Below are 14,611 nucleotides of genomic sequence, written 5' to 3' on the forward strand. Positions count from 1 at the left end.
GATCAGGCGGGCTGGTCCATCCCGGCGAAGATTTCCTCGGCCATGTGGAAGGCCGAATTCGCAGCCGGCACGCCGCAATAGATCGCCGTCTGCAACAGCACTTCCTTGATCTCGTCGCGCGTCACGCCGTTGTTGGCGGCGGCGCGCAGATGGAGCTTCAGTTCATCCGCGCGGTTCAGCGCCACCATCATGGCGATGGTCAGCAGGCTGCGCGTATGGCGCGGCAGGCCTTCGCGCGTCCAGATCTCACCCCAGGCGTAGCGTGTGATCAGGTTCTGGAATTCTTCGTTGAGCGGCGTCAGCCGCGCCAGCGAGCGATCGACATGCGCGCTGCCGAGCACCTCCCGCCGCACCGAGAGGCCGGCGTCGTAGCGCGCGTGGTCGTCGGTCACGGGCAGGCGGCCGCGCACGAAATCGATCAGTGCGGCAGTGAAGCGGCCCGGCTGCTCGAAGCTGGAGATATGCGCGGCAGGCAGTTCGATGAAACGCGCGCCGGGAATCGCATCGGCCAGCGCGCGGCCCTCCTGCGCGGTGGTCGACGGGTCCTGGCTGCCGGCGACAACCAGTACCGGCACCGGGATCGACGGCACCGTCTCGCGGAAGTCGGCGTCGCGCACCGCCGCGCAGCTGGCCGCATAGCCGCGTGGATCGAGTCCTGCCAGCACGCTGCGCAGGCCGTCCAGCGCGCGGTCGGCCGTGGCGGCAAACCCGGGGGTGAACCAGCGCTCGACCGAAGGCGCGACCATCACGCTCATGCCGTCGCGCAGCACGGTGTCGATGCGAGTGTTCCATCCCTCCGCGTTGCCGATCTTTGCGGCGGTATTGGCCAGCACGATGCGGGAAAAGCGCTCGGGCGCATGGATGCCGAGCCACATCCCGGTCAGGCCGCCCATCGACAGGCCACAGAATACGGCCTGGCCGATGCCCAATGCATCCAGGATGGCGATCACGTCCTGGCCGAGTTGTTCAACCGTGAAGGCATCGCCGGGTGCGGTCGAGCGGCCATGGCCGCGCGTGTCGTAGCGCACCACGCGAAAGCGCCCGGCCAGCGCGGCGGCCTGTGGCTCCCACATGGTGTGGTCGGTGCCGAGCGAGTTGGAGAAGATGATGGCCGGCGCGGCCTCGGGGCCGTCGACGGTGTAGAAGAGCCGGGCACCGGCGTGATCGAGATAGGGCAATGCAGTCTCCTGAGAATCCGTGGCCAGTCAGCGTGCGGCACGTCCGGCAAGCGCGGATTGCCACGCCTGCACCGCGGCATCCGCAAAAGCCGATGACTGGCCCGCGTAGTTGGCGGGGTTGGCAAGGCGGTCGAGCGTGGCGTCGTCGAGCAAGCCCGCATGGGCGGGTTCCTCCTGCAGCGTGCGGGCCAGCGCATCGCGCAGGCTGGTGCCGTCGGCCACTGCGCGGCGCGAGGCGCGCTCCACCAGATGGTGCGCCTGCAGGCGTCCGATCCTGCCGCCGAGCTCCAGCATCGCGGCCTCGCCGAGTATCAACCCATGCGTGAGATCGAGATTGCCACGCATGCGCGCCGCATCGACCTGCAGCCCCGCCACCACCTCGCCCATCTGGCGCAGCGCGCCCGCGGCCAGCGTGACGATCTGCGGCAGCGTGTCCCATTCTGCCTGCCAGCCACCAAGCGCGCGCTCGTGTTCCTGCACCATGCCCGACAGCATGGTGGCCACCAGCGGCGGCACGCGCACCGATGCCGTCAGCACCGCCGCGCAGCCGACCGGATTGCGCTTGTGCGGCATGGTGCTGGAACCGCCGCGGCCGGGCCCGGTGGGCTCGGCCACTTCCGCCACCTCGGTCTGCATCAGCAGCGAGATGTCGCGCGCCATCTTGCCGAGCGTGCCGGTCAGCATGCCAAGCGTGGCGGCCACTTCGACCATGCGGTCGCGATGCGCATGCCATGGCAGCACGGGTGCGACCAGGCCCAGCTCGCGGGCCAGTGCGGCGGCTACGCCGGGCGCGGCGTCGCCAAGGCTGGCGAGCGTGCCCGCGGCGCCGCCGAACTGCAGCGCGCGGGCCTGCGCGCGTGCCGCATCAAGGCGGGCGAGGTCGCGGCGCAGCGCGTCGAGCCAGCCGGCGGCCTTGCAGCCAAAGGTGGTCGGCAGTGCATGCTGGAGCCAGGTGCGTGCCACCATCGGCGTGGCGCGGTGCGCGCTGGCCAGCGCGGCGCAGGATTCGCCCAGGCGTATCAGGTCGGCATCGAGTACGCGCAGCGCGTCGCGCAGCTGGAGGACGAGCGCGGTGTCGATGATGTCCTGGCTGGTGGCGCCCCAGTGCACGAAGCGCGCCGCATCGGCATCGCGCGCAGCCATGGCGGTGGTCAGCTGTTTGACAAACGGAATGGCCAGATTGCCGGCGGCGACCGCGGCCTGCGCCAGCGCATCGCGGTCGATGGCGCCGACGTCGCTGCAGACTTCGGTGATGACGGTCGCGGCAGCGGCCGGGATCACGCCGCATTGCGCTTCGGCGCGCGCGAGCGCGGCCTCGACGGCAAGCATGCGTTGCACGGTGCCGGCGTCGGAGAAGATGTCGAGCACCGCGGGGCTGCCGAACATGGGATCGGTAAGACGCGTGACGGTTGGCATGGGGGCGATCGGTAGGGGTCGTGGCGATGACGACCACCTGATTATGCTTTGTCGCCGGCGGCCCGGGAGAGTCCCCGGCCGCCGGCGCGGCGTGTCAGATATCGAAGAACACCGTCTCGCCCGGGCCTTGCAGCACGATATCCCAGCGCAGCGTGCCATTGCCGGCATCGTTGCCAACCAGCGTGCCGCGCCGCTCGGCCGGCACCAGCGCCAGTACCGGATCGGCCCCATTGGCCGCGGCCTCGTCCGGGAAGTACATGCGCGTGGCAACGTGCTTGACCAGCCCGCGCATGAACACCGACACCATGATGTGCGGCGCCTGCGGCCGGCCGTCGGCACCGGGTACGGCGCCCGGCTTGACGGTGACGAAGCGGAACGACCCGTCAGCCTCGGTCGGCACGCGGCCGAAGCCGGTAAAGCCTGGCACCAGCGGCAGTTCGCGCGTGTCTTCGGCGTGGCGGTAGCGGCCGGCGGGATTGGCCTGCCAGATCTCGACCATGCCGTCGGGCACGGGCTCGCCGTTGCCGTCGGTGACGCGGCCTTCGATCACGATGCGCTGGCCGGCCAGTGCCGGTGCGCTGGCGGTCAGGTCGGCGCAGTTCAGCCCGCTCAGGCCGATATGGAGGTAAGGACCGACGGTCTGGGATGCGGTGGCGTAAAGCATGGTCTTACTCCATCGGCGTGGCATCGCGGCCACGCAGCACGATATCGAAACGGTAGCCGAGCGCGTATTCGGGCTGGGTGGTCTCCCAGTCGAGGCTGGCGATGAGCCGGTCGCGCGCCTTCTCGTCCGGCACGCAGTTGAAGATCGGGTCGAACGGCAGCAACGGATCGCCGGGGAAGTACATCTGCGTCACCAGCCGCGTGGCGTAGGCATTGCCAAACAACGAGAAGTGGATATGCTGCGGCCGCCAGGCATTGTGGTGGTTGCGCCAGGGATAGGCGCCGGGCCTGATGGTCTTGAACCGGTAGTGCCCGTTGGCGTCGGTGACGGTGCGGCCCTCTCCGGAGAAATGCGGGTCCAGCGGCGCGTCGTGCTGGTCGCGCTTGTGCACGTAGCGGCCGGCCGCGTTGGCCTGCCACACCTCGATCAGCGCGTTCGGCACCGGCCGGCCATTCTCGTCCAGCACGCGGCCGGTCACGAGGATGCGCTCGCCGATGGGCTCGCCGCCGTTGCCGACGGTGAGGTCGTTATCGCCTTCGCGGACGAACTCGGCGCCGAAGGTGGGACCGGTCACTTCGGACAGCGACTGCGGCAGCGCAATCAGCGGCTGGCCAGGCGAGCGCTTCTGCGTGGAAGCGTAGGGGTCGAAGCGGTATTCGGGCTGGGTGTCCCAGTAGGGACGTCGATACTGGGCAAGGCGGGTCATTGCGCAGTCTCCTTGTCGTTGGAATGGTATGACTTTAAGCAACACATAAAGTCATGTAAATTGAGATTTCCAAGAATTACGATAACTTTTCAGCATGAAAAACCCCGCCCCACCCGCGCTCGAAATCTTCCGCAACCGCGTGCGGCTGCGGCATCTCTACTGCTTCGTGGCGGTGTCGCAGACCCAGCACCTGGGCCGCGCCGCTGATCGCCTGGGGCTGACGCAGCCAGCCGTGTCCAAGACCCTGAGCGAACTGGAGGAGCTGACCGGCACGCGCCTGCTGGTGCGCCAGCGCGCGGGCACGGAACTGACCACCGCCGGCACGCGCTTCCTGCGCCACGCGCTGCGCATCCTCGCCGATATCGATGCGGCGGCCGACAGCATGGCCGGCGAGCAGGCGCAGCCACAGGAGCGCATCCGGCTGGGCGCGCTGCCCAGCGTCGTGCCGGCGGTGCTTACCGATGCCTTGCTGCGCTTCCGCGCCGCGCACCCCGAGGTCGGGCTTGCCGTCCAGACCGGCATGAACCGCAGCCTGATCGACCAGCTCAAGGCCGATGTGCTGGATCTGGTCATTGGCCGGATGGATGACCCGGTTGCCATGGAAAGCCTGTGGTTCGAATCGCTGGGCCCGGACTCGCTGGCGCTGGCGGTGCGTTCCGCGCACCCTCTTGCCGCCGTATCGCGGCCGACCTTGCTTGACGTGCTGGCATGGCCGCTGGTGATCCCGGCAGCGGGCTCGATCCCCCGCCACAACACCGAAAGCCTGCTCGCCCGCCACGGCCTGCCCCTGCCGGGCGGATGCGTGGAAACATCGGACGCCTACCTCGGGCGGCTGCTGGCCCGCCACAGCGACTGCGTGTGGGCGGCGCCGCTGTCTGCCGCGCAGCGCGCGGTGGCCGAGGATGAACTGGTCCTGCTGCCGCTCGATACGCAGGGCACGGAGGAACCGATCGGCCTGCTACGGCACGGCGACCGCACCCTCAGCCCGATGGCCGAAGCGCTGGCTGACTGCATCCGCGCCGCGGCCCGGCCGCTTGCGGCTCAGTGATGCTCAGGACTGCTCAGTGAGGCTCAGTGAGCTGCCACGCCGGCGCTGCCCTCGGCGTCGGCACCCGGGGCATGACTGCCGCTGAAATGCTTGACCACCAGCGCACCGGCAGCCAGGAATGCCGGCACGGCAAGCAGCGTAAAGATGGTGTCGAAGCCCAGATGCAGGCGCAGCAGTTCGGCACCGAGCAAGGCCCCGGTGATGCCGCCGAAGCGGCCGATGCCAAGCATCCACGCCACCCCGGTGGCACGGCCCTGCGTCGGGTAGAACGCCGCGGCCAGCGACGGCATCGACGACTGCGCGCCGTTCATGGCGGTGCCGGCGAGAAAGATCAGCACGCCAAGCAGCACCTGGCTGCCAGTGCCGTGCCCCACGGCGTAGATCAGCACGCCGGTGGCGGCGTAGGTGATGGCGATCACCTTGTTGGGGTTGAAGCGGTCCATGAACCACCCGGCCGCGATGGTGCCGATGCCGCCGCCGAGCGGGAACAGCGCTGTCAGGAATGACGCGTGCTGGATCGAGAAGCCGGCGTCCTTCATCAGCGTGGGCATCCAGCTCGTCAGCAGGTAGAAGATGACCAGGCCCATGAAGTAGGTGCACCACAGCATCGCCGAACCCAGGCGATAGCCCGGCGCCAGCACGGTGCCGATGGCGGAGCGGGTCGCGGGCGCCTGCTCGCCGATGACGAAGGCGTTCGCTGCCCCCACGTCCGCGCCGGTCACGCGCCGCAGCAGCTGGCGGATCTGGTCGGCCGGATAGTTGCGCAACACCATGTAGCGCACCGACTCCGGCAGCAGCACCACCAGCAGCAGCGCCAGCGCAAGCGGCACGATGCCGCCAAGCAGCAGCACGCTGTGCCAGCCGAAATGCGGGATCATCGCGGCGGCGACAAAGCCGCCGGCCGCGGAGCCGAGCGGAAAGCCGCAGAACATAGTGTTCACCAGCACGGCCCGGCGGCGTTGCGGCGCGAACTCGGCGGTCAGCGTCACGGCATTGGGCATGGCGGCGCCCAAACCCAGGCCGGTCAGGAAGCGCAGCACCGTCAGCCAGCCCAGCGTGGGCGCAAAGGCCGTGGCCAGGCTGCAGGCGCCAAAGAAGAAAACCGACAGCACCAGCACCTTCTTGCGGCCGATGCGATCAGCCAGCGGGCCGGCAAAGATCGCGCCGAAGGCGAGGCCGAACAGCGCCGCGCTCATGACGGGCCCGAGGGCCGATTTCTCGATCCCCCAGTCCTGCACCAGCGCCGGCGCGATATACCCGATGGCGGCGGTATCGAAGCCGTCGACGGCAACCACAAGGAAGCAAAGCACAAGGATCAGCCACTGGTAAGCAGTGAATCGCTGTCCGTCGATCAGGGCCTGGACGTCCGCGACGCCAGCCTTGGTTTGGAGGGATTGGGGCACTATTGTCTCCGTCTGCCTTGGAAATCGCACGGTCCGCCTGCAGGCAGGCACGACCGGCACCGCGATTTGTTCTAATAGCGAACTCACGTTCTCTAATTGAACGAATCTTAGGCAACGGGCATTGAGGCCAAGAATTGGCGTTAACCCGGCAAAAAGGCGTGCGCATCAGAGCCTCGATTCACCAGGAATCTCCACCTATCTCGGGTTTTTCACTATCTGTTCCTCACTATTTTGGATATTTATTTCACTGTTTTACGAAATACTGAAATTTTCTATCCCAACCATCCATACGAATAAGGAAATTTCATACAAAAAGCGCGAGCCTTCAATTTACATTCCGAAATCCATGTAAATCACGGCATCCTGACCAGGATGGCTGGCCTGCGGCAGACCGGAATCAATGCGTCGACCTGCCGGTCAAATGCCTCAGGATCGCCCGCTGACCCTCCCCATCCCATGCAACGCCTGCTCCTCATCCTGGGCGCCGTGCTGCTTGCCGCCGGCGCCGCCTGGCCCTGGCTGTCGAAGTTGCCGTTCGACCGCCTTGGCCGCCTGCCCGGCGACATCCATATCGTCCGCGACGGCTTCAGCTTCTACCTGCCGATCACGACCTGCATCCTGGTGTCGGTGGTGGTCTCGGTCGTGATCTGGCTGCTGCGGCGCTGACCCCGCGCCAGCGGCATCAGGCCGCCTGCGCCTCGGTGCGGAACACCGCCATCGCGCGCTGCATCTGCTGCGCCTGCGCCTGCAGCGACTGCGCCGCGGCGGCGGCCTCCTCCACCAGCGCGGCGTTCTGCTGCGTGACCTGATCCATCTGCGCCACCGCCTGGTTGACCTGCGCGATGCCGGTGCTCTGCTCGCGCGAGGCATGGCTGATTTCGTCCATCATCGCCGTCACGCGCCGGATCGCGGCCACCGTGCTGTCCATGCTGGCGGCAGCGTCCACCGCCAGCGACGTCCCGGACGCCACCCGCTGCGCCGACTGCGAGATCAGCGTGCCGATCTCCCTGGCCGAGTTGCCGGCACGTTGCGCCAGCCCGCGCACCTCGGTCGCCACCACGGCGAAGCCGCGCCCGGCCTCGCCCGCGCGCGCCGCCTCCACCGCGGCGTTCAGCGCCAGGATATTGGTCTGGAAGGCGATGGCATCGATCACCGCGATGATGTCGACGATGCGGCGCGAATCGGCCTCGATGTCCTGCATGGTCTGCCGCATGCGCCCCACCGCGGCGCCGCCGGCCAGCGCGATGTCCGACGCCTCGCGCGCCAGCTCGCTGGCCTGCCCGGCGCTGCCGGCGTTCTGCTGCACGGTGGCGGTAAGCTGCTCCATGCTGGCCGCGGTCTGCTCCAGCGAAGAGGCCTGTTGCTCGGTACGCGCCGACAGGTCGATATTGCCCTGCGCGATCTCGCCGGCGGCAGCCAGCACATTGTGCGCGCCGGCCTTGGTATCGCCGATCAGCCCGCGCCAGCTGTCCACCAGCGACAGCAGGTGGCGCTTGACCTCGCTGAGTTCGTCGCGCCCGTGCACCGCCATGCTCAGGCTCAGGTCGCCGGCGTTGATGCGGTCGACCATGTCCCCCACGGTGCGCACATCGCTGCGCATGCCGCGGCTGAAGCCGCCGAACAGATAGAAGGCCAGGGCCAGCGCGACCACGCCCAGCGCCGCCAGCAGCACGAACTGGCGCTGCTGTGCGGCGATGCGCTGCGCCAGCATGGCGCCGGCGATGGCCGAGAACTCCCTGTTGGCGGCCAGTACGCCGTTGATCGCCGCGGTCGCCTCGTCGAAATAGGTCTTGGCATCGATGCCGATGCCGCTCGCACCAAGCATGCGCGCCTTGAGCGTGCGGTGGAAATTGTCCATCGCCGCCAGCTGCTGCATGGCCGCGTCGAGCTGCGGCTGGTGTGCCGGCGCATTCCTGCGCACGCGCGCGGCATCGCGCCGGATGGCTTCAAGTCCCTCCTGGATCTGCTCGGCAAGCGCGCCCAGGTCGGCCTGCTGCGCGGCATCGGCATAGCCGCCCCGCGCGATGATGCCGGCGCCGCGCCCGCGCGCCAGCGCGCTGTGCTCCGCCAGGCGCGGCATGGGGCCAACCATCAGGCTGATCAGGTAGTAGGCGCCGGCCTCGCCGTCGAGCGCGAGCTCCGAACGGTCGGCCACGTCGGCGATGAACAGCTGTGTCTGCCTGACCAGCGCGCTGTGCCGCTCGAACAGCGGTCCGCGCGAGGTGCTCAGGCCGAGGCCGCGGATGTGCTGCCAGTCCTGCTCCAGCTTGCGCGCCGCGGGCTCGAGCGCAAAGCCAGGATTGGCGGTGGTGGCGCGCAGCAGTTCGGCCAGGTTGGCCGCGGCCTTGCCGTCGGCCGCGTCGAAGGTCGGCCGGAAGCCGGCGTTGCCGGCCAGCACGGTATTCGCGGCACCGCGCCGGATCTGCGTCTCGCGCATGAAATCAAGCGCGTGGCCGACGATGACCAGGCCGCGCCGTTCGCTGTCGGTGGCGCGGATCGACTGCGCCGAGCCATGCAGCACGACGTACATCGCGCCGCACAGCGGCACGAGGAACAGCGCTGCGATCAGGGTCAGTTTCTGGTTGATGTTCAGGCGCGCCATCAGGCGCTCGGCGGGGCGGAAAAATGCGGTCATCGGGCTCGGCAAGGGGTTGGCTTTCCCCCGGGCTATCGGCCGCGTTTTCCAGGCCTGAAGCACGAATTCCGATCGTTTTGACGATGCGCAAACGGGGTGCAGAAAATGCCCGGCATCGGGGCAAAATGCACGCACCAGGGGCAGAAAAACGGTACTTGCACGTCAATGTCGGCGATACCGACGGAGTCCTCTGCGCGATTGCGGTGTGCCGTCGTCTATCGCTTTCCGGCCCTCGCTTTGCCCGCCCCGGTCTGTGCCTGCCTGCGCCCGGCGCGCGGCGGCTGCACGCCCGCCATGGCCGGCACCGCCTCGCGCATGGCATCGATGAACAACCTGAGCCTGGCGGGGTAGAAGCTGGCGTACGGATAAACCAGGTAGACCGGCAGCGGCTCGGCCTGCCACTCCGGCAGCAGGTGCAGCAGGTCGCCGCGCGCGATGTCGTCGGCGAAGATCCACGCCGAGCCCACGCCGACGCCCAGGCCCTGCAGCGCGGCACTGCGCAACGCGTACAGGCTGTCGGTGCTTAGCCGCGGCCGGAACCGGAGTTCGCGGGAGTCGCCGCTGGCCACGTGCGACAGCGTCATCGCCTGGCGGTAGAAGGTGTGCAGCGCCAGCCAGGGCAGCGCCTCCAGTTCCTCGGGCTGGAGCGGCAGCCGCCGGCCTTCGAGCAGCGCCGGCGCGGCGACTGCCACGCGCGGCACTTCGGCCAGCCTGACTGCGACCAGCCCGGGCTCGCGCACCTCGCCGACATGGATGGCGCAATCGATGGCCTCGGCGATGAAGTCGGGCGTGCGGTCATGCAGCAGCCACTCCACCGCGACCTGGTCGTACTGGCGCATGTAGGCGGCCAGCGGCGGCACCATCAGGTCCTGGCCGAAGGCATGCGGCACCACCACGCGCAGCGTGCCCTCGGGCGCGTAGCCGGCGCCGCGCAGGTCGGCCTCCAGCGTCGCCCAGTCGCCGACCAGCGCCTTGGCGCGCTCGTAGCAGCGCTCGCCGTCTTCGGTCAGCTTCATCCCATGCGTGGAGCGCTGCAGCAGGCGCACGCCCAGCTGCCGCTCCAGCGCCTGCAGGCGGCGGCTGACGGTGGGCTGCGTGGTCCGCAATTGCGCGGCGGCTTGCGACAAACTGCCGGCCTCGACGATGCGCACGAAGGTCTGGAGCAGGTCGATGCGGTCGGCACCGGCGCTGGCCGGAGCGGGTTCCGGGGTGCCGGCCCGTGCGGTGGCCCGTGCAGTGGTCCGGGATCTGGTCATACGCGCCTCGTATAGCCGTTGTTCACCGCACACCTCTACCAGAAAACGCGGGGGCCGGACAACATCTGCATCCATCGCATCCACTGCACCGATTGCGGATCTGCCTTTTTTCAACGAAATCACCAGATTCAGGAACAACGACCATGTCTTGCCTTTCCCCCTCGCCCGCCGCTGCCATCGCGGCGCCATCGCCGGCACCGGCGCTGCCGGCACGCCTCGTATTGATGCTCGCCACTGCCGCCGGTCTCGCCGTCGCGTCGCTGTACTACAGCCAGCCCATGCTCGGCATCATGGCGCCTGACCTGCACACCTCCGCCACGGCTGTCGGCGCCATCCCGACGCTGACGCAGCTTGGCTATGCGCTGGGCATCCTGCTGCTGGCGCCGCTCGGCGACCGCTTCGACCGCCGCCGCATCATCCTGGCCAAGTCGGCGGCGCTGGTGGCCGCCCTGCTGCTGGCGGGACTGGCGCCCGGCATCGGCTTGGTGCTGGCGGCGAGCCTGGCCATCGGCCTGTCCGCCACGCTGGCGCAGGACATCGTGCCCGCCGCGGCAACGCTGGCGCCCGATGCGCAGCGCGGCAAGGTGGTGGGCACGGTCATGACCGGGCTGCTGCTCGGCATCCTGCTGTCGCGGGTGGTCAGCGGCCTTGTCGCCGCGCAATTCGGCTGGCGCGCGATGTTCATCGCCGCCGCCGGCAGCATCGCCGCGATGGCGCTGGTGGCGCAGCGCAGCCTGCCGCGTTTCGCCCCGACCGCGGTGATGCCCTACCGCGCGCTGCTGGGCTCGCTGCTGACGCTGTGGCGCCGGCATGGCGACCTGCGCCGCGCGGCGCTGGCGCAGGCCCTTCTGTCGGTCGGCTTCAGCGCGTTCTGGTCAACGCTGGCGGTGATGCTGCATGGCGCCCCGTTCCACCTTGGCAGCGAAGCTGCCGGCGCATTCGGGCTGGCCGGTGCGGCAGGCGCGCTCGGCGCCCCGATCGCGGGCCGCATCGCCGACCGCCGCGGCCCGCAGGCCGTGACCCGGCTCGGCGCCGCGCTCGCCGCGCTGTCCTTTGCCGCCATGCTGCTGGCGCCATGGCTGTCGCCGCAGGCGCAGCTCGGGCTGCTGGTGGCCGCCGCCGTCGGCTTCGACCTGGGCGTGCAGGTAACGCTGGTCGCACACCAGACCATTGTCTATGGCATCGACCCGGGCGCGCGCAGCCGGCTGAACGCGGTGCTGTTTGTCTGCATGTTCGCCGGCATGGCCGCGGGCGCCGCGCTCGGCAGCCTGGCGCTGGCGCATGCCGGCTGGACGGGCGTGGCCGCGCTCGCCACTGCCACATCGCTGGCAGCGTTGGCGGTACGGACGCTGCCGTTGCGAGCCGGGCAGGCGTCGTAACCAGGAAGCAATGCGCAAGGCTTCCTGCGGGCGGTGATGGCGGGCGGCTACGTCCCCGCCCGGCCTGCGCCCTGGCATGCCGCCGCGGCACGATCATGCGGCGGGTGCCAGTCCCTCACCTTCCTCGCCGTCCTCATCCCCCGTCGGCGCCAGCGGCAGTTCGATCGTCAGCGTCGTCTGGCCCGGTACCGATTTCAGTTGCAGCCGCCCGCTGATCGCCGCAGCACGCACCCCCATATTGCGCAGCCCGCGCCCGCCACGCGGGGCGTCGACATCGAAGCCGCGCCCGTCATCGCCCAGCGTGACGCGGATCACCTGCGCCACCGGGTCGGCATGCGCCGCCAGCGTGATCGCGCTGGCGCCGGCGTGCTGCAGCACGTTGGTGATGCCCTCGAGCAGCAGGTACTGCAGCTCCTGCACCTTGCGCGCGGTGAAGTGGGGCAGCACCGGCAGCCGCTCGACCTGCCAGCGGATGGCGATGCCGGCCTCTTCGATGCGCGGCCCCAGCCGGTAGCGCAGGTTGCCCAGCACCGCGGCGAGGTCGCCGCCGGTGTCCTGCATGGCATCGATGGAGAGCTTGAGCGAGTCCAGCGCATGCCGCACCTGCCCGGCGATCTCCGCGCGGCTGGGCTGACCTGACTCCAGCATCGACAGCGTGGTGACCAGCTGGCTGCCGAGGCCGTCGTGCATGTCGCGCAGGATGCGGCTGCGCTCGCGCAGCGCGGTCTGCTCGGCGGCGGCCTTCTGCGCGCGTGCGAACACCGCGCGCAACTCGGCCTCGCGCTGCGCCACGCGCTCGCTCAGCACCTGGTTGGCGCGCTGCAGGCTGCGTACCGCGCTGGTGTAGCGCTCCACCAGCATCCACGCCATGACCACGCTGAACGGCACCGAGACATAGCGGGTCATCGAGTGCACCCAGTAGTAGTCGCCGGTCAGCCACACGCGCAGCCAGTCGCCCAGGAACAGCACCGCCGACACGCCCACGGTGGCGGCCAGCAGCCTGGCCTCGCGGCTTGGATGCCGCAGCGCGGCCCATACCAGCGCGGCCGCCACCGTCAGGATGATGCCGACCTTGGCCAGCCAGCTCAGCGGGAACACCAGCGGATGGCTCGACAGCGCGGCCAGCGGCGCCAGTATGGGCAATGCCAGCCACAGGTAGGCGTCGAGCGTGCGGTGCAGCCAGCGCCAGGGCACGCGGATCACCAGCAGGCAGAACTTGCCGATGGCGCCGAGGAAGACCTCGCGCGCGGCCGCGACGATATAGCTGCGCAGTTCCGGCGGCAGCGCGAGGTCGTCGACAAAATAGTCGAGCAGCCGCACGCTCCAGGCGATCTCGGCCAGGCCGTACAGGCCGAACAGCGGGTCGCGCTGGCGCCACCAGATCAGCAGCGCGATGGTGCCGAGCACGGCGCTAAGCACGGCGACAATGAAGGGCCCGGCCACGCGCACCATGAATGCGTCCTGGTAGCGCGCGCGCACCGCCTTGGCCGGCCCCACCGTGACCGGCAGCAGGCCGGCTCGTGAAAACGCGCGCGCCGCCACCGTGATGCGCAGCGCGTTGCCGTGCTCGCGCACCAGCTCCGGCGGCAACGGCACATAGTAGGGTCGCTTGGCCAGCGCGGATGACGGCGCGCCCAGGCTGCCGCCCGCCGCCACCAGGATGCCGTTCAGGCGCACCTCGTAGCTGCCGCCTGCCCACGGCACGAACAGCCCTGCCGCTGCCGCCGCCGGCCAGCCGCGGTCAAAGCGCAGGTCGTAGACCGCCATGCCGGACTTGCCCGGCAGCGCGCGGTCCCAATAGTCCGGCAGCGTCAGCGGCTGCGCCGGCAGCACGCTGCCGTCGCTAAGCGTGGCGCTGCGCACGGCCAGCTCCAGCTCCGCCAGCCCGTCGCTGGCGGCCGGCGCGGCACCACGCGCCGGCGACGCCAGCCACGACAGCGGCAGCAGTACCGCAAGGACGGCAAGCAAGGTCCGGGTGAGTCGCAGCCAGGTCGGCGGCATGGCGCAGGAAGCTACAGGGACTTGAGCAGGCCGAGCTTGGCGGCCTCATACACGGCTTCGCCGCGCGAGCGCACCGCCAGCTTGCCGTAGATGTTCTTGATGTGCGATTGCACGGTATGCACGCTCAGGCCGACATAGCGCGCGGTCTCGGCATAGGTATAGCCGCGCGAGATCAGGTCGAGGATCTCGCTTTCGCGCGCGGACAGCGTGACGCCGCGCTGGGCGGCGTTGCCGCGTCCGGCGCATTCGGCGGCCCCGGCGGGCTCGCCGCGCAGGCGGTTGACCACCTGGCGCGCAATCAGCGGGCTCATCGGCGAGCCACCGGCGCGCAGTTCGCCGATCGAGGCGGCGATGCGGTCGGTGGTCTCGTCCTTGAGCAGGTAGCCAATGGCGCCGGCTTCGATGCTGGCCAGCACGTGCTGGTCGTCGCCGAACACCGTGACCACCATGCAATCGCACTCGGGATAGCGTTCGCGCACCTGGCGTATCACGGCGATGCCGCTGCCGTCCGGCAGGCCCAGGTCGCACAGCAGGACATCGGGCTGGTGCAGCGCCAGCCAGGCAAGGGCATTGGCGACACTGCCGGCGCAGCCGGCCACGGTACTGGCGGGAGCATGCATCTCGACGGCCTGCACCAGGCGGCTCTGCGCCGCCGGGTCATCCTCGACGATCAGGACTCTTGTTGTGCTTGTCATGCCAGTGTGGTTGCGGGGCCCTGCCGTTGCGTCGGCGCGACGGGTTGCCGGCGGATTCTGACATATCCGCCGGTGTCGCGGGCGTGGCTCGGGCTGGTTTTCAGGGTAAACACAAGCGTCGCCGCGGCCGCCCGCACCAGCCTATCCATGCGGGTGTCGCTTTTTGTCCGCTGGTTCGCGGCGCCGCCCCGTTGTGGAGAACGCGGCATTTCTCCCCGTTCCCCACCCTG

At 69.5% G+C, this 14,611-nt stretch carries 12 protein-coding genes; 3 read left to right on the forward strand and 9 right to left on the reverse strand.

Translation table 11 applies throughout. From position 1 onward, the window contains the following. Nucleotides 1-2 precede the first annotated feature (2 nt). The 4 genes from pcaD to pcaH form a co-directional block, all read right to left on the reverse strand. Nucleotides 3-1,178 carry a 3-oxoadipate enol-lactonase gene (gene pcaD / locus E1J61_RS21060; protein WP_133095935.1) on the reverse strand — a complete coding sequence of 392 codons (1,176 nt, stop codon included), beginning with the start codon at nt 1,176-1,178 and terminating at the stop codon, nt 3-5. Between the two features lie 27 nt (nt 1,179-1,205). After that, a complete protein-coding gene (locus E1J61_RS21065; protein ID WP_133095936.1) occupies nt 1,206-2,594 on the reverse strand; it encodes a 3-carboxy-cis,cis-muconate cycloisomerase in 1,389 nt (462 codons plus the stop codon). 94 nt (nt 2,595-2,688) lie between these two features. Continuing rightward, nucleotides 2,689-3,258 carry a protocatechuate 3,4-dioxygenase subunit alpha gene (pcaG, locus tag E1J61_RS21070; RefSeq protein WP_133095937.1) on the reverse strand — a complete coding sequence of 190 codons (570 nt, stop codon included), beginning with the start codon at nt 3,256-3,258 and terminating at the stop codon, nt 2,689-2,691. Between the two features lie 4 nt (nt 3,259-3,262). Further along, nucleotides 3,263-3,964: a protocatechuate 3,4-dioxygenase subunit beta gene (gene pcaH, locus E1J61_RS21075; protein ID WP_133095938.1), complete on the reverse strand. Its 702-nt coding sequence runs from the start codon at nt 3,962-3,964 to the stop codon at nt 3,263-3,265. Nucleotides 3,965-4,058: 94 nt separating this feature from the next. On the opposite strand from pcaH, the gene E1J61_RS21080 reads away from it, so the two are divergent. Then, a complete protein-coding gene (locus tag E1J61_RS21080) occupies nt 4,059-5,012 on the forward strand; it encodes a LysR substrate-binding domain-containing protein (protein WP_133095939.1) in 954 nt (317 codons plus the stop codon). Nucleotides 5,013-5,035: 23 nt separating this feature from the next. On the opposite strand, the gene E1J61_RS21085 is transcribed toward E1J61_RS21080, so the two are convergent. After that, nucleotides 5,036-6,415, reverse strand: coding sequence for an aromatic acid/H+ symport family MFS transporter (locus E1J61_RS21085; protein WP_133095940.1), 1,380 nt, complete (start codon nt 6,413-6,415; stop codon nt 5,036-5,038). Nucleotides 6,416-6,871: 456 nt separating this feature from the next. Here E1J61_RS21085 and E1J61_RS21090 point away from each other — a divergent pair, with 456 nt between their 5' ends. Continuing rightward, on the forward strand, nt 6,872-7,081 hold the full coding sequence (locus tag E1J61_RS21090; RefSeq protein ID WP_133095941.1) for a DUF2905 domain-containing protein: 210 nt from the start codon (nt 6,872-6,874) through the stop codon (nt 7,079-7,081). A gap of 16 nt (nt 7,082-7,097) precedes the next feature. Here the strand turns inward: E1J61_RS21090 and E1J61_RS21095 are convergent, their stop codons facing one another. Both E1J61_RS21095 and E1J61_RS21100 read right to left on the reverse strand, forming a co-directional pair. Continuing rightward, on the reverse strand, nt 7,098-9,050 hold the full coding sequence (locus tag E1J61_RS21095; protein WP_133095942.1) for a methyl-accepting chemotaxis protein: 1,953 nt from the start codon (nt 9,048-9,050) through the stop codon (nt 7,098-7,100). 215 nt (nt 9,051-9,265) lie between these two features. After that, on the reverse strand, nt 9,266-10,306 hold the full coding sequence (locus E1J61_RS21100) for a LysR family transcriptional regulator (protein ID WP_133095943.1): 1,041 nt from the start codon (nt 10,304-10,306) through the stop codon (nt 9,266-9,268). A gap of 143 nt (nt 10,307-10,449) precedes the next feature. Here E1J61_RS21100 and E1J61_RS21105 point away from each other — a divergent pair, with 143 nt between their 5' ends. Beyond that, entirely contained in the window at nt 10,450-11,685 is a 1,236-nt protein-coding gene (locus E1J61_RS21105) for an MFS transporter (RefSeq protein ID WP_133095944.1), read from the forward strand. 93 nt (nt 11,686-11,778) lie between these two features. Here E1J61_RS21105 and E1J61_RS21110 read toward each other — a convergent pair whose 3' ends face one another. Next, nucleotides 11,779-13,686, reverse strand: coding sequence for a histidine kinase (locus E1J61_RS21110; RefSeq protein WP_243736936.1), 1,908 nt, complete (start codon nt 13,684-13,686; stop codon nt 11,779-11,781). A gap of 11 nt (nt 13,687-13,697) precedes the next feature. Continuing rightward, nucleotides 13,698-14,381 carry a response regulator transcription factor gene (locus E1J61_RS21115; RefSeq protein ID WP_133095945.1) on the reverse strand — a complete coding sequence of 228 codons (684 nt, stop codon included), beginning with the start codon at nt 14,379-14,381 and terminating at the stop codon, nt 13,698-13,700. Nucleotides 14,382-14,611 lie beyond the last annotated feature (230 nt).

This window comes from Cupriavidus sp. L7L (assembly GCF_004353535.1).
Lineage (GTDB): Bacteria > Pseudomonadota > Gammaproteobacteria > Burkholderiales > Burkholderiaceae > Cupriavidus > Cupriavidus oxalaticus_A.